The sequence below is a fragment of the Micromonospora sp. NPDC127501 genome (genome assembly GCF_040302185.1).
GTDB lineage: Bacteria > Actinomycetota > Actinomycetes > Mycobacteriales > Micromonosporaceae > Micromonospora.
This window is the reverse complement of record NZ_JBEORJ010000007.1, coordinates 67,607-91,365: the sequence shown is the minus strand read 5'-3', so window position 1 is coordinate 91,365 and position 23,759 is coordinate 67,607. Positions and strand designations below refer to the sequence as shown.

Sequence of the window (23,759 nt, the reverse complement as noted above, 5' to 3'; positions counted from 1 at the left end):
TGACCAGGCCGCCGCCGGCGTGCGTCAGCGGCTGTCCGACCCGCCGGTCTCCACGACCGCTCGACCGGCCTCCAACCGGGCCACCGGCACCCGGAACGGCGAGCAGGACACGTAGTCCAGGCCGACCTCGTGGAAGAAGTGCACCGAGTCCGGGTCGCCACCGTGCTCACCGCAGATGCCGAGCTTCAGCCCGGGCCGGGCGGCCCGACCCTCCTCGGCGGCGATCCGCACCAGCCGACCGACGCCGTCGCGGTCGATCGACTCGAACGGCGAGATGCCGAAGATGCCCAACTCCAGGTAGCGCCAGAAGAACGCGCCCTCGACGTCGTCGCGGGAGAAGCCCCAGCCCATCTGGGTCAGGTCGTTGGTGCCGAAGGAGAAGAACTCGGCGGCCTCGGCGATCTGCCCGGCGGTCAGCGCCGCCCGGGGCACCTCGATCATGGTCCCGATCAGCACCTCGACGCCGCTGTCCCCGACCACCTCGGCGATGATCTTCTCGGCCTCGGCGCGGACCGTCTCCAACTCCTGTACGGCTCCGACCAGCGGCACCATGATCTCCGGTTTCGCCACCCCGCCGCCGCGGGCACAGCTGACGGCCGCCTCGGCGATGGCCCGGACCTGCATCGCGAACAGGCCGGGGATGACCAGGCCGAGGCGTACGCCCCGCAGCCCGAGCATCGGGTTCTCCTCGTGCATCCGCCGGACGGCGGCGAGCAGCGCCTCCTCCTTGGCGACGTCCTCGCCGCGTTCCTGGGCGACCGCCACGTTGACGGCGAGCTGCTCCAACGGCGGCAGGAACTCGTGCAACGGCGGGTCGATGAGCCGGACGGTGACCGGCAGGCCGTCCATCTCGCGGAAGATCTCCTCGAAGTCGGCCCGCTGCAACGGCAGCAACGCCGCCAGCGCCGCCTCCCGCTCGCCCGGGGCCCGGGCCAGGATCAGCCGCTCGACCAACTCCCGCCGGTCACCGAGGAACATGTGCTCGGTGCGGCACAGCCCGATGCCCTCGGCGCCGAAGCGCCGGGCCCGGGCGGCGTCCGCGCCGGTGTCGGCGTTCGTGCGGACCGCCAGCCGCCGCTTCCCGTCGGCGTGCGTCATGATCCGGTGTACGGCCCGGACCAGCGCGTTGTCGATGTGCTCGGGGTCGAGGCTGCCCTCGAAGTACTGCACGACCTCGGAGGGCATGACCGGCACCTCGCCGAGGTAGACCTTGCCGGTGGTGCCGTCGATGGACACCACGTCTCCCTCGGCGACGGTCTGCCCGGCCACTGTGAACCGCTTCGCCGGCACGTTCACCTCGATCTCGTCGGCACCGGAGACACAGGTCTTGCCCATGCCCCGGGCCACCACCGCGGCGTGGCTGGTCTTGCCGCCGCGCGAGGTGAGGATGCCCTGCGCGGCGATCATGCCGTTCAGGTCGTCCGGGTTGGTCTCCCGGCGCACCAGGATCACCGACTCACCCTCGGCGGCCAGCTCGACGGCTCGGGCGGAGGTGAAGACCACTTTGCCGGACGCCGCGCCGGGCGACGCGCCGATGCCCTTGGCGACCGGTTGGAACTCGTGGTCGAGCTGGAAGCGCGGGAACATCAGCTGGGCCAGTTGCGCGCCGTTGACCCGGTGCAGCGCCTCGTCCAGGTCGATCAGGCCCTCGTCGACGAGTTGCCCGGCGATGACGAACGCGGCGGCGGCGGTGCGCTTGCCGACCCGGGTCTGCAACATCCACAGCTTGCCGCGTTCGATGGTGAACTCGATGTCGCAGAGGTCCTTGTAGTGCTCCTCCAGCCGGGCCATGATGCCCAGCAACTCGTCGTAGGAGGTCTTGTCGAGCTGCTCCAGCTCCTGCAACGGCACCGTGTTGCGGATGCCGGCGACCACGTCCTCACCCTGGGCGTTGGCCAGGTAGTCGCCGTAGATGCCCTGCGCGCCGCTGGCCGGGTCACGGGTGAACGCGACCCCGGTGCCGGAGTCGGGCCCGAGGTTGCCGAAGACCATGGTCACCACGTTGACCGCGGTGCCCAGGTCGGCCGGGATGCGCTCCTGGCGGCGGTAGAGCACCGCGCGCTCGGCGTTCCACGACTCGAAGACCGCCCGGATGGCCAGGTCGAGCTGTTCGCGTGGCTGCTGCGGGAACTCCCGACCGGTGTGCTTCAAGAAGATCTTCTTGTACGCGTCGACCAGCCCACGCAGGTCAGCGGCGTCCAGATCCAGGTCGTTGTGGGTGCCCTTGGCGTGCTTGGCCTCGTCGAGCGCGTGCTCGAACTCCTCGCCCGGCACCTCGCAGACGGTCTTGCCGAACATCTGGATGAGTCGCCGGTAGGAGTCCCAGGCGAACCTGTCGTTGCCCCCCGCCTGTGCGGAGAGCCCGACCACGCTCTGATCGTTGAGACCGACGTTGAGGACGGTCTCCATCATGCCGGGCATGGAGAACTTGGCACCGGAGCGGACGGAGACCAGCAGCGGGTCCTGCGGGTCGCCGAGGCGCTTGCCCATCTCGCGCTCCAGCGCTTCCAGGTGCGCCTCGATCTGGCCGGCGAGCCCGTCCGGCTCCCGTCCCGTCGCGAGGTACGCCTGGCACGCCTCGGTGGTGATGGTGAAGCCGGGCGGGACGGGCAGGCCCAGGTTGGTCATCTCGGCGAGGTTTGCCCCCTTGCCGCCGAGCAGCTCCTTGAGTTCCTTGTTGCCTTCGGAGAAGTCGTAGACGTACTTGTGATCGACGGTCTCTTGCGCTGCCACCAGAGCCTCCACAACACACGCGCCGGATTGACACTTAACGAAGGTTCAGTTTTCTTCTTCCCCGGGACGGACCGCCGGTAATCCCGGGGTCAACGTCGATCGGTGGGCGAAGGTTAAGCGAACATCGAGTGACCTGGGACCGTTCGGTGACAATTGGCACAGCCATCACGACTATCCGTGTTCGTACCGGTTTTTGGGAACGCTTCCATGCGCACCATCACGCATCCCGGCTGAGCGTCGTACGCTTGACGCCACGCCAGCCGGTGAACCTCGCTTTTGCCATAACCGACGCGAATACACCCCCGGAGTCGCCGCCGTGTCGACCACCCCCTCCCCCGGCCCCACCGCCGTCCCCGCGCCGCTGTCGACGGGGGAACCGGACGCCGCCACGCTGGCCCGCTCGCCGCTGTCGGCGGAGGAACCGGACGCGGCCACGCTGGCCCGCGCGCCGCTGTCGGCGGAGGAACCGGACGCGGCCACGCTGGCCCGCGCGCCGCTCTCGCCGGAGGAACCGGACGCGGCCACGCTGGCCCGCGCGGCCGAGCAGACCGCTGGCACCTTGCTCGCCCCGGCAGCCCCGCACCGGCTGGCCGTCGTGCCCGCCCCGCAGCAGGTCCAGCCGGACCCGACCGCCGACTGGGTACTCCCGGCCGACGCGGTCATCGTGTCGAGTGCCGACCCCGCCGCGCTGGCGGTGGCCGAGCAGCTCGCCCAGCTCCTGCGTCCGGCCACCGGCTACCCGCTGCCGGTCACCGACGCCACCACGCCGGAGCCGGCCGGTGGCATCGCGCTGGTGCTCGACGACAGCGCCGGCCTCGGCGCGGAGAGCTACAGCGCCGACCTCGGCGCGGAGGGCTACCGCCTCGACATCGGTGCGGAGGGCTACCGCCTCGACATCGCCACCGACGGGGTACGCGTCACCGCCGCCACCGCCGCCGGCCTCTTCTACGGCGTACAGACGCTGCGCCAACTGTTGCCAGCGGCGATCGAGAGCCCCAGCCCGGTCACCGAACGTTGGGCGCTGCCCGGCGGGGCCATCACCGACGCACCCCGGTTCCCCTACCGCGGCGCGATGCTCGACGTCGCGCGACACTTCTTCGCCGTCGAGGACGTGCTGCGGGTGGTCGACCACCTGGCCCGCTACAAGCTCAACCACCTGCACCTGCACCTCACCGACGACCAGGGCTGGCGGATCGCCGTCGACTCCTGGCCGAAGCTGACCACCGTCGGCGGGACGACCGAGGTCGGCGGCGGCCCCGGCGGGCACTACACAAAGGCCGACTACCAGCGGATCGTCTCCTACGCGGCCGCCCACCACATCACCGTCGTCCCGGAGATCGACCTCCCGGGGCACACCAACTCGGCGCTGGTCGCGTACCCGGAGCTGGCACCGGACAAGATCGCACCGCCGCCGTACACCGGCACCGAGGTCGGCTTCAGCTACGTCGACCCGGCCGACGAGCGGACGTACGACTTCGTCGCCGACGTGCTGGGCGAGGTGGCCGCGCTCACCCCCGGCCCCTTGCTGCACATCGGCGGCGACGAGGCGTTCAAGGTGAAGGGCGAGGTCTACACCGGTTTCGTCGAGCGGGTCCAGCGCATCGTGGCCGACCTCGGCAAGACCGTCGTCGGCTGGCACCAGCTCGCGCCGGCCGCGCACCTCGACGGCCGGGTCCTGCAGTGGTGGGGCACGAACGGCGAAGACCCCACCACCGTCGACGCCGTACGCCGGGGCGCCCGGCTGATCGTCTCCCCCGGCAACCACGCCTACCTGGACATGAAGTACGCCCCGGACACCCCGATCGGGCACGACTGGGCCGGCCTCATCGACGTACGAAAGGCGTACGACTGGGATCCGGGAACGCACGTCGCCGACGTACCCGCCGAGGCGGTTCTCGGTGTGGAGGCCCCGCTCTGGACCGAATCGGTCACCTCGCTGGCCGACATCGAACTCCTGCTCCTGCCCCGCCTCCCGGCCATCGCCGAGTTGGGCTGGTCCACCCGGGCGACCCACAACTGGGCCGACTTCCGCGACCGCCTCGCCGGCCAGGGCCCGCGCTGGACGACGGCTGGGATCACCTTCCACCGAGCTCCCGAGATCCCCTGGCCCACCGCACCGACCATCCCGACACAACGCAACATGCCCCAAACCGACACCGCCACGCCCTGATCCCCGGCTCAGCTGCCTCGCTCGCCCCTTGATGGGCGGTCCCGCCCCCATGATCGTGCTCGATCCTGGATGTAGTGGCCTCGTGGCGTGGGGAGGGGCCTGTTTCCTGGATCGAGCACGATCATGCGGGATCCGAGGTTCCGTACGGCGGGCCGCCGGCCGATCCGCGTCACGTTCTGCCGGCCTGGATGGTTTGTCGGGTTTGACCGTGGTGTCGGGTGGTCGGGGCCACCCCGGGGACGGAATCGGCGGCCAGGCCGGGTCGTTATACCTGGCAGACCACCGCAACAGCCCGGGTCATCGGCGCGCCGGCCCCCGCCGGGAACACCCGCCAGGCCACCCCGGTTACATCCCCCGCACGGTCGAGCATCCGGGCGCGGCAGCCGGCGGGAACATCCGCCAGCCCACCCCGGTTACACCCCCCCGGCACGGTCGAGCAGCACCACCGGCCGACCCCCTGCGGGTAGGCGGAATGACCTGCCACCGCGAACGGTTACACCCTGTCCCGACGCCGACCCCCTTCGCGGGTCACCGGGCAGAACCCCTCGAACTTTCCCGCACGGTCGCACCGACCCCCCGTTGACTGCCGTGCGAGCACCCCCGATGCAGAGGAGCACGCCATCATGCGTACCGATCTGATCCGTAAGACCGCCCTGACCGCCGCCGGCCTCGCGTTCACCGGCGGGGCCATCGCCGGACCGGTGACCGCCGCCTACGCCGCCTCGGATGCCAAGCCGGCCACCCAGACGCAGAGCGACCGCAAGCCCGCCGGTGAGCGTCAGCTCGGTGTGCGCTACGAGGCCCAGCCGAACTTCTACTACTGCGGCCCGGCCGCCACGCGTAACGCCCTGTCCGTACAGGGCAAGGACATCAGCGTGGACGCCATGGCCAAGGAAATGGGCACCACCGAGGCCGGCACCAACTCCATCAACGACATCACCCCCGTGCTCAACAAGGAAACCGGCAAGAACGACGCCTACCACAGCGTGGAGATCTCCAGCCCCGACGCCGACGCCACGCAGACCGACCGGCTGCGCGCCGACATCGTCCGCACCGTCGACGACGGCCGGGCCGTGGTCGCCAACATCGCCGGCACCAGCGTCGACACCGACGGCGGGACGCACTCCTTCGAGGGCGGGCACTACATCAGCGTCGTGGGCTACCGCGACGGCGGCAACGTAGTGAAGATCGCCGACTCCGCCGATGCGAACACCGCCTCCTACGAAGTCACCGTCGAGCACCTCGCCGACTGGATCGCCACCCGCGGCTACGCCACCAGCTGACCCCAGCACCACCAGCACACACTGAAGGGCCGGACCCCACCACGGGGCCCGGCCCTTCGGCATGACCGGGTCACCGTCCACGCGCCCTCGGCAGGCTCGAACGGAGTCGGGGGGGTCAACCGAGCTGACCAGACCACCCCCGGTAAGCCACCCACCGGACCAACCACCGGACCAACCACCCGATCACAGCGGGCCACCCCACGGACCGCGTCACGGCTCCTTTGGAGCTGATGTCGTAGACGAATCAGAGTCATGGCTCGACCGAACCGAGCTGGTGATTCGTTCACGACATCAGCTCGATAGAGCGCCGCACTCATCTGCCCAGCCTCCGCGCGGAGTGTCGAGGAAGACCGAGCGCCACTACCGAGGGCGCGGGGCGACCGGCGCGCCGGCAGCGACTTTGGTTCGAGCCCGCGTTCCGGAGGGACGCTCGCTGACCGATTTGCCACCGGTCAGAGGCTCAGCCGGCCGCCACGGCCCAGGGAACACAGCCAACCGCCGACGGCCAGGTAGCTCAGCCAACCGCCGACGCCCAGGGAACTCAGCCAACCGCCGGGAGTCAGCCGCCGGAGTCGTCCATCTCGGCGCCCTCGGGGACCGTGTCGTCGTCCCGGCTGGCCAGCCAGCCCTCCGGCAGGAAGACCTTGCCGGGCGAGTTGGTACGCCCGCGCGGCTGCCCGAGGGCGGTCATCGGGAACGGCTCCGCCGGGTCGAGCTTGCCCAGCAGATCGTCGAGCTGGGCCAGGCTTTCGATCATCGCCAGCGAGCGCCGCAGCTCGCCGCCGACCGGGAAGCCCTTGAGGTACCAGGCGACGTGCTTGCGGAAGTCGGTGCAGCCGTCCCGTTCACCTCGGGCCGGGTTGCGGGCGCCGGCCGTGAACTGGTCGACCAGCAGCTCGGCGTGCCGGCGCATGGTCACCGCCACCTCGCCGAGGGTGGGCAGCCGCCGCTCCGGCCGACCGTTGAACGCGGCCTCCAGGTCGGCGAAGAGCCACGGTCGGCCCAGGCAGCCGCGCCCGATGACCACGCCATCCACGCCGGTGTGGGCCACCATGCGCAGCGCGTCGTCAGCCTCCCAGATGTCGCCGTTGCCGAGCACCGGCACGTCGAGGGCCTGCTTCAGGGTGGCGATCGCGTCCCAGTCGGCGGTGCCCGAGTAGCGCTGCGCGGCCGTCCGACCGTGCAGGGCCACCGCGGCCACGCCGGCCTCCTGGGCGGCCAGCCCGGCTTCGACGTACGTCAGGTGGTCGTCGTCGATGCCCTTGCGCATCTTGACCGTGACCGGCACGCCGGACGGCGACGCGGCGGCCACCGCGGCCCGCACGAGTCGCGCGAAGAGCCGGCGCCGCCACGGTAGCGCCGCGCCGCCGCCACGCCGAGTGACCTTGGGGACCGGGCAGCCGAAGTTGAGGTCGATGTGATCGGCCAGGTTGCGCTCGACGACGATCCGCACGGCGGCGGCGGTGATCTCCGGATCGGTGCCGTAGAGCTGGAGACTGCGGGGCTTCTCGTCGTCGCCGAACGCGATCATGCGCAGCGTCTTCGGGTTGCGCTCGACCAGCGCCCGAGTGGTGATCATCTCGCAGACGTAGATGCCGCCGCCCTGCTCGCGACAGAGCCGACGGAACCCGATGTTGGTGATCCCGGCCATCGGCGCGAGCACGACCGGCGGCCACACCTGGTGCTGGCCGAGAGTCAGCGGGCGCAGCGCGGGCACGGTCGAGGCAGTCACCGGACAAGTGTACGGGGCCCCGACCGGCGCTCATCGCGTCGGTCGAGGCCCCGTGCGCACAGTCTCAGCAGCCGGGGAGACGCTCGATCAGGTAGCGCTCGACCTGGTCCAGGGAGACGCGCTCCTGGGCCATGGTGTCCCGGTTGCGCACCGTCACCGCGTTGTCGTCCAGGGTGTCGAAGTCGACAGTCACACAGAACGGGGTGCCGATCTCGTCCTGCCGACGGTAGCGACGCCCGATCGCCTGCGAGTCGTCGAACTCCACCACCCAGCGCTTGCGCAGCAGGGTCGCGAGGTCCTTGGCCTTGGGCGACAGCGCCTCGTTGCGGGACAGCGGCAGCACCGCCACCTTGACCGGGGCGAGCCTCGGGTCGAACCGCATCACGGTGCGCTTGTCCACGCCGCCCTTGGTGTTCGGCGCCTCGTCCTCGTCGTACGCCTCCAGCAGGAAGGCGAGCACCGCGCGGGTCAGACCCGCGGCCGGCTCGATGACGTACGGCATCCAGCGCTCACTCTTGCTCTGGTCGAAGTACGACAGGTCGACGCCGGAGTGCTTGCTGTGCGTGGAGAGGTCGAAGTCGGTGCGGTTGGCGACACCCTCCAGCTCGGCGAACTCGGTGCCACCGAACTGGAAGCGGTACTCGATGTCCACAGTCCGCTTCGAGTAGTGCGACAGCTTCTCCTTGGGGTGCTCGAACAGGCGCAGATTGTCCGCCGAGAGGCCGAGGTCGAGGTACCAGTTCCAGCGCTCCTGGAGCCAGTACTCGTGCCACTGCTCGTCGGTGCCCGGCTCCACGAAGAACTCCATCTCCATCTGCTCGAACTCGCGGGTCCGGAAGATGAAGTTGCCCGGGGTGATCTCGTTGCGGAACGACTTGCCGGTCTGCGCGATGCCGAACGGGGGCTTCTTGCGGGCGACCGTCTCGACGTTCTTGTAGTTGACGAAGATGCCCTGTGCGGTCTCCGGGCGCAGGTAGTGCAGCCCCTCGTCGCTCTCCACCGGGCCCAGGTAGGTCTTCATCAGGCCGTTGAACATCTTCGGCTCGGTGAAGGTGCCCTTGTTGCCGCAGTTGGGGCAGTTCAGCTCGGCCAGTGAGGTCAGCGGCTTGCCGTGCTTCTCGGCGTACGCCTCTTCCAGGTGGTCGGCCCGGAACCGCTTGTGACAGAACTGGCACTCGGTGAGCGGGTCGACGAACTCGGCGATGTGGCCGGACGCCTCCCACACCTTGCGGGACAGGATCACCGCGGAGTCCAGGCCGACGACGTCGTCGCGCTGCTGGACCATGGTCTTCCACCACTGCCGGCGGACGTTCTCCTTGAGCTCCACGCCGAGCGGACCGTAGTCCCACGCCGATCGGGTGCCTCCGTAGATCTCACTGGAGGGGAAGACGAAGCCTCGGCGCTTGGCGAGGCTGACGACGGCATCGATACGGTCGGCTGGCATGTTTCCTCCTACGCCGGCTGGCGGTCGGCGGGGGCGAGATGTGGATGGAACGGTCGGTTCGGGACAACGGTACGACCACCGTCGCCCCGAGCCCAGCAGAATACCGGGGACGGGTCAGCTGACCTCGCAGACCTCCACGCCGCCGGTCTGCCCGTCCTGGCCGAGGCTGACCTGTTGCCGCTCCCGGTCGCCGCCGTCGAGGGTCACGTCGACCGGCACGGTCAGGTAGGTGGTGTCCACCTCGCCTACCCGGAACGCGGTCACCTGCGGTTCGGCGGCAGCGCGCCGCTCGAACTCCGGCCGGGACTCACGCCGCTGCGCGTCGTCACAGAGCTGGTCGTACGCCCGCCCGTAGTTCCGCTCGACCAGCGCCTGGTAGTAGTCGCCGGTCACGGTGCGAGCCTGTTCCCGGATCGCCTGGACTCCGCTGACGGCCAGGCCGACGACGGCGGTGCCACCCCCGCCGCAGCAGAGCACCACGGCGAGCGCGCCGACGCCGAGGCCGATCCAGAGCCGAGTCCGGCGGCCCTCGGTGGGCGGCGCGGCGAACGGCGGAGCCACCCCGGGACCGGGTGGCGGGGCGGGTGCGGTCATAGGAGCAGCGTAGTGTCCGGCGGCTCAGCGGTAAGGACCCGCAGCCCGATCACTCTCGGCGACGACCACGGCCCCGCCGGGGGCGGCGGTGGCCAGCGCCTCGTAGGCGGAGGGCTCGTCGACGGACTCGGCGAGCAGCGGCACGGCGCTGACCTTGACCTCGAAGGCGCCCAGCGCCCGCCGGTACGTGCCGACCGACTCCCATTCGGTGACCAGTGACCAGTGCCGGGGGTCGTCCAGCGCCCGGACCAGTTGGCCGCGCAGGTACCCGGGCCGGGCGGCCAGCGCGGTGAGGGCGGCGTGCGCCCGTTCGGTGAAGCCGTCGGCGGCATCGACGTCGACCACGAACCGGTTGGTCACCAGCACCGGGGGTTCCTCCTCGTAGAGTCTGTGGGATGCAGCGTACGCAGCGCCCTCTGCTCGCCCGGTTGGCCGGGGCGAACCCGACGTCGGTGTTCCTGCTCACCCTGGTGGTGGTGCTGGTGGCGTTCTTCACGCCCGGGGTGATCGGCGGGCTGCTCACGCTCGCGCTCGCCGGGGTCCTGACCGCCCTGTTGGCGACAACCTGGGCGGTTCAGGCGCCGCAGACCCGGGTGATCCGACTGGTGATGCTCACCCTGCTGGTGACGGTGGGCCTCGCGAAGCTCCTCTGACATGCAATCATGCGTTTTTGACAATCATTATCGTTGCCACGGACAGTTGACGACATGACCAACCGCACCACGTACCGTGTCCTGGCCGCCGCGACCGCCCTCCTCGCCCTGGGCGCCGGGGCCGGCTGCTCCACCGGCGGTGCCGCCGGCGCCGACCCCCAGCGAGTCGACGTGGTGGCCGCGTTCTACCCCCTCCAGTTCCTGGCCGAACGGATCGGCGGCGACGCGGTCCGGGTCACCAACCTGGCCAAGCCCGGCGCTGAGCCGCACGACCTGGAGCTCAACCCGAGCCAGGTCGGTGAGGTCAGCGACGCGGAGCTGATCGTCTACCTCAAGGGGTTCCAGCCGGCGGTGGACGACGCCGTGGCCCAGAACGGCGGCGACCGGGCGTTCGACGTGACCAGCGTGCAGCCGCTGTTGGACGCGTCCGCCGGCGGGCACGACCACGAGGGCGAGGAGGGGCACGCCGAGGAGAGCGGCGGCAAGGACCCGCACGTCTGGCTCGACCCGAACCGGCTGGCCGGCATCGGAGACCAGCTCGCCCAGCGGCTCGGCAAGGCCGACCCGGACCACGCCGCCGACTACACCGCCCGGGCGGCCGCCCTGCGCGCCGACCTGACGACCCTGGACGGCGAGTTCAAGCACGGTCTGGCGACCTGCCAGCGGCGGGAGATCGTGACCAGCCACGCCGCGTTCGGCTACCTCGCCGACCGCTACCAGCTGGAGCAGGTCGGCATCACCGGGCTGAGCCCGGACGTCGAGCCCTCGCCGCAGCGCCTCGCTCACGTGATCGAGGAGGCGAAGGAGCACCAGGCCACCACGATCTTCTTCGAGACCCTGGTCAGCCCGAAGGTGGCCGAGACCATCGCCGGCCAGGTCGGCGCGAAGACCGCCGTGCTCGACCCGATCGAAGGGCTCGCCGCCGGCAGCAACGGGGACTACCTTTCGGTGATGCGCACCAACCTGCGGACCCTGCAGACGGCCTTGAGCTGCTCGTGACCTCACCTGTCATCACCGTCGAGCACGGGGTGGTCGGCTACGACGGCCGCCCCGTGCTCCGGGACATCTCGCTCACCGTGACCGCCGGCGAGGTGGTCGCGATCCTCGGCGCCAACGGCTCGGGCAAGTCCACGCTGATCCGCGCCGTGCTCGGACTGGTGCCGATCAGCGCCGGCTCGGTCACCCTCTTCGACCGGCCGTTGCGCCGGTTCCGGCAGTGGGCACGCATCGGGTACGTCCCGCAGCGCCTGGGCGCCGGCGGCGGCGTACCGGCGACCGTCCGGGAGGTGGTGGCCTCCGGCCGGCTGGCCCGTCGGGGAGTGCTGCGTCCGCCCGGTCGAGCCGACCGGTCCGCCGTCGACGCCGCGCTGGGCGCGGTCGGGCTCGCCGACCGGGCCAATGACCCGGTGTCCACGCTCTCCGGCGGCCAGCAGCAGCGCACCCTGATCGCCCGCGCCCTGGCCGGCCAGCCGGAGCTGCTGGTTCTCGACGAGCCCACCGCCGGGGTGGACGCGGCCAGCCAGGAGGCGTTCGCCGGCGCGCTGCGCGACTTCGTCGGCGACGGCGGAACGGTGCTGCTCGTCGCCCACGAGCTGGGCCCGCTGCGACCGGTGATCAGCCGGGCCGTCGTCGTTCACGAGGGTCGCATCGCCCACGACGGCGCGGTGCCGGACCCGGCCGGCCATCACGCGGAGCCCGACCACGACCACGTGCACCCGCACTGCTACGACGAGCCCGCCGGGCTGTGGAGCAACTGACCCATGGAACTCTTCCAGTACCCCTACATGCAGCGCGCCCTGATCGGCGCACTGGTGATCGGCCTGGCCGCGCCGGCGCTCGGCATCTACCTGGTGCAGCGCCGGCTGGCGCTGATCGGCGATGGTGTGGGGCACGTGGCGCTGACCGGCGTCGGCGCGGGGTTGCTGCTCAACCGCTCGCCGGTGCTGGTCGCGGTGATCGCCGCCACCATCGGCGCGATCGCCATCGAGATCGTCCGGGCCCGTGGGCGTACCTCCGGTGACCTGGCTCTGGCCCTGCTCTTCTACGGCGGCATCGCGGGCGGCGTACTCCTGGTTGGCCTCTCCGACGCGACCAGCGCGAACCTCAACGCCTACCTGTTCGGGTCGCTGACCACCATCTCGCCCGCCGACCTGACCACCATCGCGCTGCTCGGCGCGGCGATCCTGGTCACGATGATCGCGTTGCGGCCGGCGCTCTTCGCGGTCAGTCACGACGAGGAGTACGCCCGGGTCTCCGGCCTGCCGGTCCGCACGCTGAACCTGCTGATCGCGGTCGCCACCGCGGTCACCGTGACCATCGCCATGCGGGCCGTCGGCGTGCTGCTGATCAGCGCGTTGATGGTGGTGCCGGTCGCTACCGCCCAGCAGGTCACCCGGGGCTTCCGCAGCACGATGGCCGCCGCGATGGCGCTCGGGTTCTTCGCCGCCGGTTCGGGTGTCTGGGTGGCGGCCACGGCGGACACCGCACCGGGCGCCTCGGTGGTGCTGGTGGCGATCGCGTCGTTCCTGGTGGTGGCCGTGGCCGGCGCTGTCTGGAGGGTCGTGCGCCGTCGGGCGACGCCGACCGCCGCGCCGACACCGGAACCTCACGAGGTCGTGCTGAGCTGAGCCTGGTCAGCGCGAACTCCGTGGTATTGGTTACCGTTGCAGGATGACCAGCGCGACGGGTTACGACGGGTTCGACGGGGCCAGCGAGCTGCTCCGCGCCCTGTCCGCTCCCATTCGGCTGGCCATCGTCAGTGAGCTGGCCGGCGGCGAGCGGTGCGTGCACGAGTTGGTGGAGAAGCTCGGCGCGGCGCAACCACTGGTCTCCCAGCACCTGCGGGTGTTGCGCGGAGCGGGCGTGGTGCGCGGCTCCCGCCGAGGCCGGGAGATCGCCTACAGCCTGGTCGACGAGCACGTCGCGCACATCGTGGCGGACGCGGTCAGCCACGCCGGGGAGGGATCATGAGCGAGAGCAGCGCCGCGGTGCGCAACACCCGGCAGCGTTCGGCGGTGAGCGCGCTGCTGGGCGAGATGGAGGGCTTCCACAGCGCGCAGGACCTGCACGCGATGCTGCGGCAGCGCGGCGAGCGGGTCGGCCTGACCACCGTCTACCGCACCCTCCAGGGGCTCGCCGACGCCGGTGAGATCGACGTGATGCGTCCGCCGGGCGGCGAGCACCTCTACCGCCGGTGCAGCGAGGGGCACCACCACCACCTGGTCTGCCGGGTGTGCGGGCGTACGGTCGAGGTGGCCGGCCCGGCCGTGGAGAGCTGGGCCGATCGGGTCGCCGCGCAGCACGGCTACGCCGACGTCAGCCACACCCTGGAGATCTTCGGCACCTGCCCGACCTGCCCGCGCTGACCACCACCGCCCGGTCGATCGCGATCCGGGCTCACTTCACGGCTACACCGGGCGAGGTGTTCGTGGCACGCTGGCCGGCGTGAAGATCTATGCCGATCGGTTTCCGACCGCCGCCCGTCAGTTGCTCACCGACCTGCTCGTCGTCGCCTGGGTGTACGCGGCGATCCGCGGCGCGCTGTGGCTGCACGACCTGGTGCAGAAGCTCGCCGTGCCGGGGCAGAAGTTGGAGGGCGCCGGCAGTGGGCTCGCCGACAACCTGGGCGACGCCGGCAGCAAGGTCGGCCGGGTGCCACTGGTCGGCGACGAACTCACCGCACCGTTCCAGCGCGCCGCCGACGCCGCCCGCTCGCTCGCCGACGCCGGGCGCGACCAGCAGCACCTGGTCGACCAGCTCGCCCTGGCCCTCGCCATCGCGGTGCTGATCTTCCCGCTCGGCATCGTGCTGTTCGGCTGGCTGCCGCTGCGGGTCCGTTGGATGCGCCGGGCCGGATCGGCGACGAAGCTGGCCGCCGGGCCAGCCGGCCGGGACCTGCTCGCCCTGCGCGCGCTGGCCACCCAGCCACTGGGCAAGCTGACGCGGATCGGTCCGGACGTCGCCGAGGCGTGGCGGCGCGGCGACGACGCGACCGTCGACGCCCTGGCCGCCTTGGAGCTGCGCCAACTCGGCCTACGCAGCCGGGGCCGCTAAAACCTCGTACCTCCTGCCCTGCCCCGGTCCCCCGCGCCGATCTTGCAGTTTCGGTTGTCGGTATGGGTGGGATACCCCTTGTGTCGGGACAGCAAGTGCAAGATCGCCGAGCAGGGACCGTGCGGCCCTGTCGATCAAGGAGTTGTGGTGCCTGACTTGACGTTCGGCGGGTGCTTTGTCACCCACCACAACTCGGTGATCGGCAAGGCAGGGTGGATTGACGAACTGCCGTTGCGCCGGGCGCGGGTCCAGGCCGACGATGGTGTCGTTAAAGTCGTCGGGTGTTCTACTTCCTCGTCGTCATCGCCGTCCTGCTGCTCGGCTACGCCGCCGTCCTGGTCTCCTTCGTCCGCCGGGGCAAGAAGATCCCACCTGCGGCGTACCTGGCCCTGGCCGGGCTCAACGGTCTGATCCTGGCGGGAGTCCTGGCCTGGGCGGTCTCCCGCTGAGCAACACCGCCAGCCCGCGCGACCGCGAGCCCGCGCGGCGCGGTTTACGGCTTTGGGGGGATGCGGCGGCGGACGTCCTCGGCGGTGGACGGGCCGGGTGACCAGCGGGCCACCCAGGGCAGTTCCTCGGACGGGGTGAGCACGCCCTCCTCCAGGCCCGCGTAGCGGCCGGCGAGGATGCGCTTCGCGGCGGCGGTGTCGACCGAGTCGGTGTTGTCCCAGAGTGCGGCGAACAGGGCGTCCACCCGCACCCGCGCCTGCCGGCAGAACAGGTCGGCCAGCTCGACGTTCTCCGGACGGCTGTCCCGTTCGGCGGAGGCCCGGACGCAGACCGCGGACATCGCGAACAACTCGGCGCCGATGTCCACCACCCGGCCGAGGAACGCCTGCTTACGCTCCATCTTTCCCTGCCAGCGGGACATCGCGTAGAACGTCGACCGGGCCAGCTTGCGCGACGAACGCTCCACCTGGCGCAGGTGCGCGGCGAGCGGGCCGAACTCGGCGTACGCCGACGGGCTCTGCCCCCGACCGACGGCGAGGGTGGGCAGCCACTTCGCGTAGAAGGCGCCCGCTCGCGCGCCGGCTCGGGCCTTGCGGCCCAGCCCCGCGTCCGGGTCGATGATGTCGCCGGCCACCGACAGGTGGGCGTCGACCGCCTCCCGCGCGATCAGCAGGTGCATGATCTCGGTGGAGCCCTCGAAGATCCGGTTGATCCGCAGGTCGCGCAGCATCTGCTCGACGGCGGCCGGGCGTTCGCCGCGGGCGGCCAGTGAGTCGGCCGTCTCGTAGCCGCGCCCACCCCGGATCTGGATCAGCTCGTCGGCGATCTTCCAGGCCATCTCGCTGGCGTACAGCTTGACCAGTGCCGCCTCGATCCGGATGTCGTTGCGGTCGTCGTCGGCGAGCAGGCAGCAGAGGTCGAGCATCGTCTCCATGCCGTACGTGGTGGCGGCGATGAAGGAGAGCTTCTGCGCGACCGCCTCGTGCTCTCCCACCGGCCGTCCCCACTGGACCCGGTCGGCGGCCCACCCCCGGGCCACGTTCAACGCCCACTTGCCGGCGCCCACGCACATGGCCGGCAGTGAGAGCCGGCCGGTGTTCAGAGTGGTCAGGGCGATCTTCAGCCCCTTGCCCTCGCCGCCGATGACGTTCTCGGCGGGGACGATCACGTCGTGGAACCGGGTCAGGCTGTTCTCCAGGCCGCGCAGGCCGATGAACTCGTTGCGCCGCTCGACGGTGATGCCGGGGCTGTCGCCGTCCACCACGAACGCGGTGATGCCGCCCCGACGGCCCTCGGTGGCCGGCACCCGGGCCATCACCACCAGCAGGGTGGCCACGATGCCGTTGGTGGCCCAGAGCTTCACCCCGTTGAGCCGGTAACCGGTGCCGTCCTCGGTCGGCTCGGCGATGGTGGCCAGCCGGGCCGGGTCGGAGCCGACGTCGGGCTCGGTGAGCAGGAACGCGGACACCTCGCCGGCGGCGAGCCGGGGCAGGAAGCGTTGCTTCTGCTCGGCGGTGCCGAACATCTTCAGTGGCTGCGGCACTCCGATCGACTGGTGCGCCGACAGGAGCGCGCCGATGGCCGGGCTGACCGAGCCGGCCAGCATGAGCGCCCGGCAGTAGTGCAGGTTGCTCAGCCCGAGCCCGCCGTACTTGCGGTCGATCTTCATGCCGAACGCGCCGAGGTCGGCCAGGCCGTGGAACACCGAGTCGGGTATCGACGCGTCCCGCTCGATGGCCTCCCCATCCACCTCGGAGGTCAGGAAGGCGCGGAACCGGCCAAGGAACTCCTCCGCGCGAGCCACGTCGTCCGGATCGGATCGGGGCCACGGGTCGATCAGGTCGAGCCGGAACCGGCCGAGGAACAGCTCCTTGCCGAAGCTGGGCCGGTCCCAGGTGGACTGCCGGGCGGCCTCGGCGACCTGCCGGGCCTCCTTCTCGGTGACCTGCCCGGCTTCCGCTGGCAGCGGCGCGGCGGCACCGGCGGTGGTTTCGGAGTCGGGGCCGTCCGGTGCCGGTCGGCCGTCCTGCGTCGTGGTCACGGCTGCCCCCTCGAACCTCGGTGCGGCTGCGTCGACGTGCGCGACTACCCGCCACGCTACCCCCGGTTGTTACCCAGGGGTAGCGCTGCGTGGAGATCTGCGCGATCAGCGACCGGCGATCGCGTCCGGGTCGTCGTCATCGTCGTCGATGTCGTCCTCACCCCAGTTGCGTCGCGCGAACGGCAGGATCACCCAGAACGCGAGGAACCAGATTCCGGCCAGGGCGCTGAGCACGAAGGCGATCGGCCGGTCCAACACGAAGTCGGTGATCAGCAGCACCGCGCTGACCATCGCGATCAGCATGAAGGCGAGACCGCCGGTGGCCATCCGGTGCGCGAAGCGGACCAGCTCCGGCTTGCGCCCCTGCCGGAACAGCGCCCGGTGGAACGCCACCGGCGAGATGATCAGCGCGGTGGCGGCTGCCGCCGCGAGCAACGCCACGATGTAGACGTCCCGCTGGAACTCTGTGGTCTCGGTGAACCCGTTGCTGAACGGCAGGGTGAGCAGGAAGGCGAAGAGGATCTGCACACCGGTCTGTGCGACCCGCAACTCCTGGAGCAGGTCGGCGAAGTTGCGCTGCCAACGCTGCTTGTCGGTCTCCTTGGACACGCGCTACCTCCGGTGAGACGCTACTGCCGGCGGTCCCGGCCGCCGGCAGCAACGCCAATGCCCCACCCGGCCGAGCGCGAAACAGGTTCACGACATCTGCCGTTCATCTCGGCGACGCATCTCGGCCGCCAGCACCGTGTCAGGAGCCCCGCCGGATCCGGCCCGCGTACCGAGCTTCCAGCTCGTTGTTGTGCGCGTCGCCGTCCGGGATGTTCGCCGACAGGTAGACCGGGGGCCGCTCCCCCGCCGCCAGCAACCGCGCCACCACCTCCACGGTCACCTGCTGCGCCAGCAGCGCCGCGGTGATCGAGGAGACCGCGCCGACCGCGCCGCCGCCGGGCAGGGGCAGCGTCGCGTCGCCGTACGGCGCGCCGTTGTCGAGCACCACGTCGGCGAGGTCGCTCAGCTTGCGCCCGGACGGGTGCCGGGAGGCCATCCGGCCGGAGTGCCGCGCCGAGGTGATCGCCACCAACCCGTGACCGTGCTCCTTCACCAGCGTGGCGAACTCCACCATCGCGCCGTTGACCCCGGAGTTCGAGGCGAGCACGAAGACGTCGGTGGGGCGTACCGGGGCCAGCTCGTAGAGGCGGTGCGCGACGGCCGGGTCCCGTTCCAGCAGCGGGCCCAGCCGGTCGGCCGGTTCGCCGCCGAGCAGCACCAGGTCGCGTAGCGCGATCCGGTTGGTGGGCACCAGACCGCCCGCCCGTCCGGCGATCTCCATGGCGAGGGCCTCCGAGTGCCCGGTGCCGAACGCGTGCACCACGCCGTCGGCTCGGACGGCCTCGGCGATCAGGTCGGCGGCCCGCCCCACCGCCTCCCGCTGACTGGCGGCCACCCGGCCGATCGTCTCGGTCACCACGGCCAGGTAGTCCTCGGCACTCACCGTCATACGTCCTCCGTCGTTCGATTACGAGCCAGCCAGCGCACCGCGAAGTCGACCGCCGCGCGCTGGCGCATCAACCTGCCGGTCCCGGTGCCGACCGGCGCGGTGCGTACCGCTCCGGTGGCCTCCAGGTCCCCGCCCAACGCGGCGAAGTCGTCCGCGTCGAGTCGTACGTCCTGCCACCACACCCATTCCCGACCACCGTCGGCGGTACGCACGGCAGCACCGAGCCGCTCCCGGGGCGAGCCGGGGCGGCGGTATTCAGCCAGGTGCAGCGAGGTGCTCACCGAGTGGTCCACGCCGAGCAGCAACACGTCGGCGTCGAGGTCGTAGAGGCGGGCCAGTGGGGAGCCCTCGCCGAGCATGTCGGCCAGGGTGTGCCCGGCCACCACCTGCTCGGCGGCCGGACCGAGGGCGGCGAACGACACGTGCGGATGGGAGCTGCGCAGCGCGCCGGGCCAGCCGCGGACCGTCTCGGCGAGCACACCCATGAAACGGCTCGGCGTGACCGCCGGGTCGAAGCCCGGCATCTCCGAGCGGATCAGCGGCCACCAGCCCGCCGGCACCGGCGGGTTGCGCCACTGCGCGGGGTCGCTGTTGTCGGGCGTGTGGGTGGGCACGACGATCGTGCCGTCCGGGCCGAGCGCGTCGCGCAGGGCGAGCACCACCGCGTGCGGCCCGCCGCTGACGAAGCCCAGCGGACGCAGCGAGGCGTGCACCAGCATCGTCGCTCCCGGGCGTACGCCCAGCACGCGCAGCTGCGCGGCGATCGAGCGACGGCTGCCCGGCCCGCTGGCGTCCGTCGTCACGATGGCTCTCCCTCGCGGAACCGCACGGATCAGGCCGTTCCGCCGGCTCGGGCCAGGATCGCCTCGGCGAGCGGGGCCGGTGCCGCGTCCGGGATCCAGTGACTGACCCCGGGCAGCTGCACGAAGCGGTAGTCCCCGGTGACGTTCGGCGCGCACGCCTCGGCGGCGGTGCGGCCGATGGCGACGTCCCGGTCACTCCAGACGTACGTGGTGGGCACCGCGACCGGGCCGACGGCGGCCAGGTCGGCGCGGGACATCGCCCGGTACCAGTTCAGCGCGGCCGTGAGCGCACCCGGCTCGCGCATCGGGTCGGCGTACCGGTTCACCCGGGACGTGTCGCCCACCCCGCCGAGCAGCTTGCGCAGCGCGGTGGCGTGCCACGCCAGCAGCACCTTCTCCGCCTTGTCGGGCTTGCGGAACAGCGCGATGTACGACGAGCGGGCCTTCTGTTGGGCGTCGGTGCTCAGGGCGTGCGCCATGGCCGCCGGATGCGGTACGGACACCGCGGTCAGCGTGTGCACCCGCTCGGGGTGGCGGGCGGCAACCGCCCAGGCCACGATCGCGCCCCAGTCGTGGCCGACCAGGTGCACGGCGTCCAGCCCGAGCGCGTCGAGCACCGCCACCACGTCGGTGACGAGTTCGGGGATCCGGTAGTCGGCCACCGCCGTGGGCCGGGCGCCGGGTGAGTAACCGCGCTGGTCCAGCGCGTACGTGCGCAGCCCACCCGCGTGCAGCGCCGGCGCCACGTCGTCCCACTCGCCGCTGTGCTGAGGGAAACCGTGCAGCAGCAGGACGGGTACGCCGTCCGTCGGACCGCCGACGGTCACCTCGAACGTGAAGCCTCGCGCGTCAACCCGCATGATCGGAAGCGTACCCAGCCGGCGGTCGGCCGGTCGCTCCCGCAGGTCAGGCGGATGCCCTGCTGGGCCCGCGACCGTGGTCGGTGTTAGCGTCAGCGAGACAACTTCATATCCGACAGGGGAGCGCACAGCGCTGAGAGTGCGGGCACGCCCGCAGACCCTCGAACCTGATCTGGGTAATGCCAGCGCAGGGAGTTCGGTCGACCTCCAGCCGCGCCGCAGTCCGGTGCCACCGGACGCGGCGTGCGTCTTCTCCTGGTTCGCACTCACGAACTGGGAGCAACACATGGAATCCACCACCGACACACACCGTTGGCGCACCATCGACATCGTGGTCGCCTCGGTGATCGCGGTAGCCTTCGGCGTCATCTTCTGGGCCTGGGGCCTGGTCTGGAGCGCCACCGAGGGCGCGTTCGCCTTCTTCCCGCCGGCGCAGACACTGCTCTACGGTGTCTGGCTGATGCCGGCGGTGATCGGCGGGCTGGTCATCCGCAAGCCCGGCGCCGCGCTCTACTGCGAGACCGTGGCCGCGGTCCTGTCCGCGCTGCTGGGCAGCCAGTGGGCCGGCACGGTGATCCCGCAGGGCATCGTGCAGGGCATCGGCGCCGAGCTGGCCTTCGCCGCCTTCCGGTACCGGTCGTTCCGGCTGCCGACCGCGGTGTTCGCCGGCGCGCTGACCGGCCTCAGCGCCGCCCTGTTCGACTTCTTCGTCTGGAACGTCGACTACGCGCTGACCGACTACCGCATCCCGTACGCGCTGCTCACCATCGTCAGCGCCACAGTGATCGCCGGCCTGGGCGGCTGGCTGCTGACGAACGCCCTGGCCAACACCGGCGTCCTGGACCGCTTCCCCGCAGGCCGCAACCGAGCCCTGATCTAACCCCTCACCAACTCGGGTTGATCAAGAGGTTTGCGTCAACGGAAGGCGATTTCCTGACGCAACCTCTTGATCAACCGCAGCGGGCGGGGGCGCGGTGGGCGGGAGGGGGTGGGTTTGGTGGGCGGGGTACTGCTGCGGGGGTTCGGGTGGCGGCACGCTGGGCGGCGCGCCTGGGCCGTTCGGGGGGTTGATCTGCGGGTCGAGGCTGGGGAGCGGGTTCTGCTTCTCGGACCCTCCGGGGCGGGCAAGAGCACAGTGCTCAGCGCGTTGGCCGGGCTGCTCCCCGAGGACTCCGGCGAGCAGGAGGGCACCGTCGAGATCGACGGGCTCGACCCGCGCAAGGGACGGGAACGGGTCGGCATCGTCTTCCAGGACCCGGAGACCCAACTGGTGATGGCGCGCTGCGGCGACGACGTCGCGTTCGGGCTGGAGAACCGGGGAGTGCCGGCCGACGAGATCTGGCCCCGGGTGGACGAGGCGCTGCACCGGGTCGGCTTCCCGTACTCCCGGGACCGCCACACCGCGGCGCTCTCCGGCGGCGAGCAGCAACGCCTCGCCCTGGCCGGCGCGCTGGCCCTGCGCCCCGCCCTGTTGCTGCTCGACGAGCCGACCGCCAACCTCGACCCGGCCGGAGCCGACCTGGTCCGGCACGCGGTGGCCGGCGCGCTGGACGCCGACACCACCCTCATCCTGGTCGAGCACCGGGTCGCCGAGGCACTGCCACTGGTCGACCGGGTGGTCGTCCTGGAACCGGGCGGCGGCGTCCGCGCGGACGGCACACCCGAGGCGGTCTTCGCCGCCCACGGTGCCGCCCTGGCCGCCGAGGGTGTCTGGGTGCCCGGTCACCCCATCGCGCCCCGGGCGGCCACCGCCGGCCCCGGCGACCTGTTGCTCACCGCCGACCGGCTCGGCCTGCCGCCGCGGCTGGGCTCCACCGACCTCGCGGTACGCGCCGGTGAAGCGCTCGCCGTACGCGGACCGAACGGCGCCGGCAAGTCCACCCTGGCGTTGCTGCTCGGCGGTCTGCTCCGGCCGGGCAACGGGCGGGTCACCGCGTCCGCCGAGTTGGCCGGCGCGGACCACCGCACTCCCCCACACCGGTGGCGGGCGCCCGCACTGGCCCGACGGATCGGGTCGGTCTTCCAGGATCCGGAGCACCAGTTCGTCACCAGCACGGTCTTCGACGAGCTGGCGCTGGGCCCGCGCCGCACCGGTCAACCCGAGGCGGCCGTCAAGGAGACCGTGGCCGGGCTGCTGGACCGGCTGCGGCTGGCCCGGCTCGCCGCCGCCAACCCGTACACCCTCTCGGGTGGCGAGGCGCGGCGGCTGAGCGTGGCGACCGCCCTGGCCACCGCGCCACGCCTGCTGATCTGCGACGAACCCACCTTCGGCCAGGACCGGCGGACCTGGCGGGAGCTGGTCGACCTCTTCGCCGACCTGCGCGACGCCGGGCACGGCGTCGTCACGGTCACGCACGACGCGGACTTCGTCGCCGCGCTCGCCGACCGCACCGTCACCCTGCACCGCGCCCCGGACGACCACCGATGATCAGCATCGAGCCGGTCGCCGCGCCGGACGCGCCGTTGGCCCGCCGTAACCCGGTGGCGAAGGTCGCCGCCGCACTCGTCTTCTCGTTCACCCTGCTGGCGACCCTGGACCCGGTGGCCCCGGCGATCGCCATCGCCCTCGAACTGGCCGTCCTGCCGCTGTTCGGTATCCGCTACCGGGTGCTGGCCCGCCGGGCCTGGCCGCTGCTGCTCAGTGCCGCCGGCATCCTGGTCACCCTGGTGCTGTTCGCGGCCGACCGGTCCGGCCGGGTCCTGCTGGACGCGGGACCGGCGCTGGTGAGCACCGGCGTCCTGCTCACCGCGCTCGGCCTGGTGCTGCGGGTGTTCGCGGTGGCCCTGCCCGGTGTGATCGTCTTCGCGACCACCGACCCCACCGACCTGGCCGACGCGTTGATCCAGAACGCGAAGGCGCCGGCCCGGTTCGCCATCGGGGCGCTGGCCGCGTTCCGGCTGGTGCCGCTGCTCGGTCAGGAGTGGCAGATGATCAGCATGGCTCGACGCGCGCGGGGCGTCGACGCGGGACGCAACCCAGTGGCGAAGCTGCGGCTCTTCGCCTCCACCGCGTTCGCGTTGCTGGTGGGGGCGATCCGCCGAGGCACCCGGCTGGCGGTGGCGATGGACGCCCGTGGCTTCGACGCCGGCACACCCCGTACCGTCGCCCGCCAGCAGCACTTCACCCGCGCCGACGTCCTCCTCATCGCTGGCGCCGTCGTCCTCGCCGCGGCCGCCCTGACCACGAGCGTCCTCCTGGGCACCTTCCGCCCCCTGATCAGCTGAGTCGGCCCCGCCCGCCGCCTGTCCGCTGCCCGCCGCCCGCCGCCGCCCGCCGCCCGCCGCCCGCCGGCAAGATCCGCACAACATCAGGGATGTAGTGGCCTCGTTGGCGGCGGAGGCCACTACATCCCTGATGTAGCTGTCACCACCCAGCGCCCACCACGCGTCGCCCCGCCGATCTTGCGGTTTCTGTCGTTGATTCATCCCGTTATGCCGGTGATGC

The 23,759-nt window shown here is 71.6% G+C and carries 23 protein-coding genes and 1 riboswitch; of the genes, 13 read left to right on the top strand and 10 right to left on the bottom strand.

The annotated features are described in order from the left end of the window. Nucleotides 1-24 precede the first annotated feature (24 nt). Nucleotides 25-2,733: a pyruvate, phosphate dikinase gene (ppdK, locus tag ABTW72_RS17980; RefSeq protein ID WP_350860103.1), complete on the bottom strand. Its 2,709-nt coding sequence runs from the start codon at nt 2,731-2,733 to the stop codon at nt 25-27. 391 nt (nt 2,734-3,124) lie between these two features. Here ppdK and ABTW72_RS17975 point away from each other — a divergent pair, with 391 nt between their 5' ends. Next, nucleotides 3,125-4,903, top strand: coding sequence for a beta-N-acetylhexosaminidase (locus ABTW72_RS17975; protein WP_502892222.1), 1,779 nt, complete (start codon nt 3,125-3,127; stop codon nt 4,901-4,903). A gap of 623 nt (nt 4,904-5,526) precedes the next feature. Then, nucleotides 5,527-6,186, top strand: coding sequence for a C39 family peptidase (locus tag ABTW72_RS17970; protein ID WP_350860101.1), 660 nt, complete (start codon nt 5,527-5,529; stop codon nt 6,184-6,186). 559 nt (nt 6,187-6,745) lie between these two features. On the opposite strand, the gene dusB is transcribed toward ABTW72_RS17970, so the two are convergent. The 4 genes from dusB to ABTW72_RS17950 all read right to left on the bottom strand — a co-directional run bounded on the left by dusB (nt 6,746) and on the right by ABTW72_RS17950 (nt 10,322). After that, complete coding sequence (gene dusB / locus ABTW72_RS17965; RefSeq protein ID WP_350860100.1) at nt 6,746-7,918, bottom strand: tRNA dihydrouridine synthase DusB; 1,173 nt, start codon at nt 7,916-7,918, stop codon at nt 6,746-6,748. A gap of 64 nt (nt 7,919-7,982) precedes the next feature. Beyond that, complete coding sequence (locus ABTW72_RS17960; protein ID WP_091409675.1) at nt 7,983-9,362, bottom strand: glycine--tRNA ligase; 1,380 nt, start codon at nt 9,360-9,362, stop codon at nt 7,983-7,985. A 114-nt stretch (nt 9,363-9,476) separates the two neighbouring features. Beyond that, nucleotides 9,477-9,956: a hypothetical protein gene (locus ABTW72_RS17955; RefSeq protein ID WP_112589144.1), complete on the bottom strand. Its 480-nt coding sequence runs from the start codon at nt 9,954-9,956 to the stop codon at nt 9,477-9,479. A gap of 24 nt (nt 9,957-9,980) precedes the next feature. Beyond that, nucleotides 9,981-10,322 carry an antibiotic biosynthesis monooxygenase family protein gene (locus ABTW72_RS17950; RefSeq protein ID WP_112589142.1) on the bottom strand — a complete coding sequence of 114 codons (342 nt, stop codon included), beginning with the start codon at nt 10,320-10,322 and terminating at the stop codon, nt 9,981-9,983. 29 nt (nt 10,323-10,351) lie between these two features. On the opposite strand from ABTW72_RS17950, the gene ABTW72_RS17945 reads away from it, so the two are divergent. The 8 genes from ABTW72_RS17945 (at nt 10,352) to ABTW72_RS17910 (ending at nt 15,111) form a co-directional block, all read left to right on the top strand. Continuing rightward, entirely contained in the window at nt 10,352-10,609 is a 258-nt protein-coding gene (locus tag ABTW72_RS17945; protein ID WP_350860097.1) for a hypothetical protein, read from the top strand. A gap of 54 nt (nt 10,610-10,663) precedes the next feature. Next, the gene (locus tag ABTW72_RS17940; RefSeq protein ID WP_350860095.1) at nt 10,664-11,608 is read left to right on the top strand and encodes a metal ABC transporter substrate-binding protein; all 945 of its coding nucleotides are present in this window, start codon (nt 10,664-10,666) and stop codon (nt 11,606-11,608) included. Further along, nucleotides 11,605-12,366: a metal ABC transporter ATP-binding protein gene (locus ABTW72_RS17935; protein WP_350860093.1), complete on the top strand. Its 762-nt coding sequence runs from the start codon at nt 11,605-11,607 to the stop codon at nt 12,364-12,366. Before ABTW72_RS17940 ends, ABTW72_RS17935 begins: the two co-directional genes overlap by 4 nt. A gap of 3 nt (nt 12,367-12,369) precedes the next feature. Next, nucleotides 12,370-13,236 carry a metal ABC transporter permease gene (locus ABTW72_RS17930; RefSeq protein ID WP_350860091.1) on the top strand — a complete coding sequence of 289 codons (867 nt, stop codon included), beginning with the start codon at nt 12,370-12,372 and terminating at the stop codon, nt 13,234-13,236. Nucleotides 13,237-13,279: 43 nt separating this feature from the next. Next, on the top strand, nt 13,280-13,579 hold the full coding sequence (locus ABTW72_RS17925; RefSeq protein ID WP_030338189.1) for an ArsR/SmtB family transcription factor: 300 nt from the start codon (nt 13,280-13,282) through the stop codon (nt 13,577-13,579). Beyond that, nucleotides 13,576-13,974, top strand: a complete 399-nt coding sequence (locus ABTW72_RS17920; RefSeq protein WP_091409697.1) for a Fur family transcriptional regulator — start codon at nt 13,576-13,578, stop codon at nt 13,972-13,974. The genes ABTW72_RS17925 and ABTW72_RS17920 overlap by 4 nt, the downstream gene beginning before the upstream one ends. A gap of 79 nt (nt 13,975-14,053) precedes the next feature. Next, complete coding sequence (locus tag ABTW72_RS17915) at nt 14,054-14,662, top strand: hypothetical protein (protein ID WP_350860088.1); 609 nt, start codon at nt 14,054-14,056, stop codon at nt 14,660-14,662. A gap of 281 nt (nt 14,663-14,943) precedes the next feature. Beyond that, nucleotides 14,944-15,111, top strand: a complete 168-nt coding sequence (locus ABTW72_RS17910; RefSeq protein ID WP_167337361.1) for a hypothetical protein — start codon at nt 14,944-14,946, stop codon at nt 15,109-15,111. A gap of 44 nt (nt 15,112-15,155) precedes the next feature. On the opposite strand, the gene ABTW72_RS17905 is transcribed toward ABTW72_RS17910, so the two are convergent. The 5 genes from ABTW72_RS17905 to ABTW72_RS17885 form a co-directional block, all read right to left on the bottom strand. Continuing rightward, nucleotides 15,156-17,153 carry an acyl-CoA dehydrogenase family protein gene (locus tag ABTW72_RS17905; protein ID WP_350860086.1) on the bottom strand — a complete coding sequence of 666 codons (1,998 nt, stop codon included), beginning with the start codon at nt 17,151-17,153 and terminating at the stop codon, nt 15,156-15,158. Nucleotides 17,154-17,258: 105 nt separating this feature from the next. Further along, the gene (locus tag ABTW72_RS17900; protein ID WP_350860084.1) at nt 17,259-17,762 is read right to left on the bottom strand and encodes a DUF6328 family protein; all 504 of its coding nucleotides are present in this window, start codon (nt 17,760-17,762) and stop codon (nt 17,259-17,261) included. Nucleotides 17,763-17,901: 139 nt separating this feature from the next. Continuing rightward, complete coding sequence (locus ABTW72_RS17895) at nt 17,902-18,651, bottom strand: sugar isomerase domain-containing protein (RefSeq protein WP_091409712.1); 750 nt, start codon at nt 18,649-18,651, stop codon at nt 17,902-17,904. Then, nucleotides 18,648-19,454, bottom strand: coding sequence for an AAC(3) family N-acetyltransferase (locus ABTW72_RS17890; protein ID WP_350860082.1), 807 nt, complete (start codon nt 19,452-19,454; stop codon nt 18,648-18,650). Before ABTW72_RS17890 ends, ABTW72_RS17895 begins: the two co-directional genes overlap by 4 nt. Before the next feature lie 29 nt (nt 19,455-19,483). Next, entirely contained in the window at nt 19,484-20,314 is an 831-nt protein-coding gene (locus ABTW72_RS17885) for an alpha/beta fold hydrolase (protein ID WP_350860080.1), read from the bottom strand. Between the two features lie 107 nt (nt 20,315-20,421). Further along, nucleotides 20,422-20,526, top strand: a riboswitch (TPP riboswitch). A 74-nt stretch (nt 20,527-20,600) separates the two neighbouring features. On the opposite strand from ABTW72_RS17885, the gene ABTW72_RS17880 reads away from it, so the two are divergent. The 3 genes from ABTW72_RS17880 to ABTW72_RS17870 all read left to right on the top strand — a co-directional run bounded on the left by ABTW72_RS17880 (nt 20,601) and on the right by ABTW72_RS17870 (nt 23,539). After that, the gene (locus ABTW72_RS17880; RefSeq protein ID WP_350860078.1) at nt 20,601-21,194 is read left to right on the top strand and encodes an ECF transporter S component; all 594 of its coding nucleotides are present in this window, start codon (nt 20,601-20,603) and stop codon (nt 21,192-21,194) included. 117 nt (nt 21,195-21,311) lie between these two features. After that, nucleotides 21,312-22,742 carry an ABC transporter ATP-binding protein gene (locus ABTW72_RS17875; protein ID WP_350860076.1) on the top strand — a complete coding sequence of 477 codons (1,431 nt, stop codon included), beginning with the start codon at nt 21,312-21,314 and terminating at the stop codon, nt 22,740-22,742. After that, nucleotides 22,739-23,539 (top strand): energy-coupling factor transporter transmembrane component T family protein, encoded by an 801-nt coding sequence (locus tag ABTW72_RS17870; protein WP_350860074.1) that lies wholly within the window; start codon nt 22,739-22,741, stop codon nt 23,537-23,539. Before ABTW72_RS17875 ends, ABTW72_RS17870 begins: the two co-directional genes overlap by 4 nt. Nucleotides 23,540-23,759: the final 220 nt, after the last annotated feature.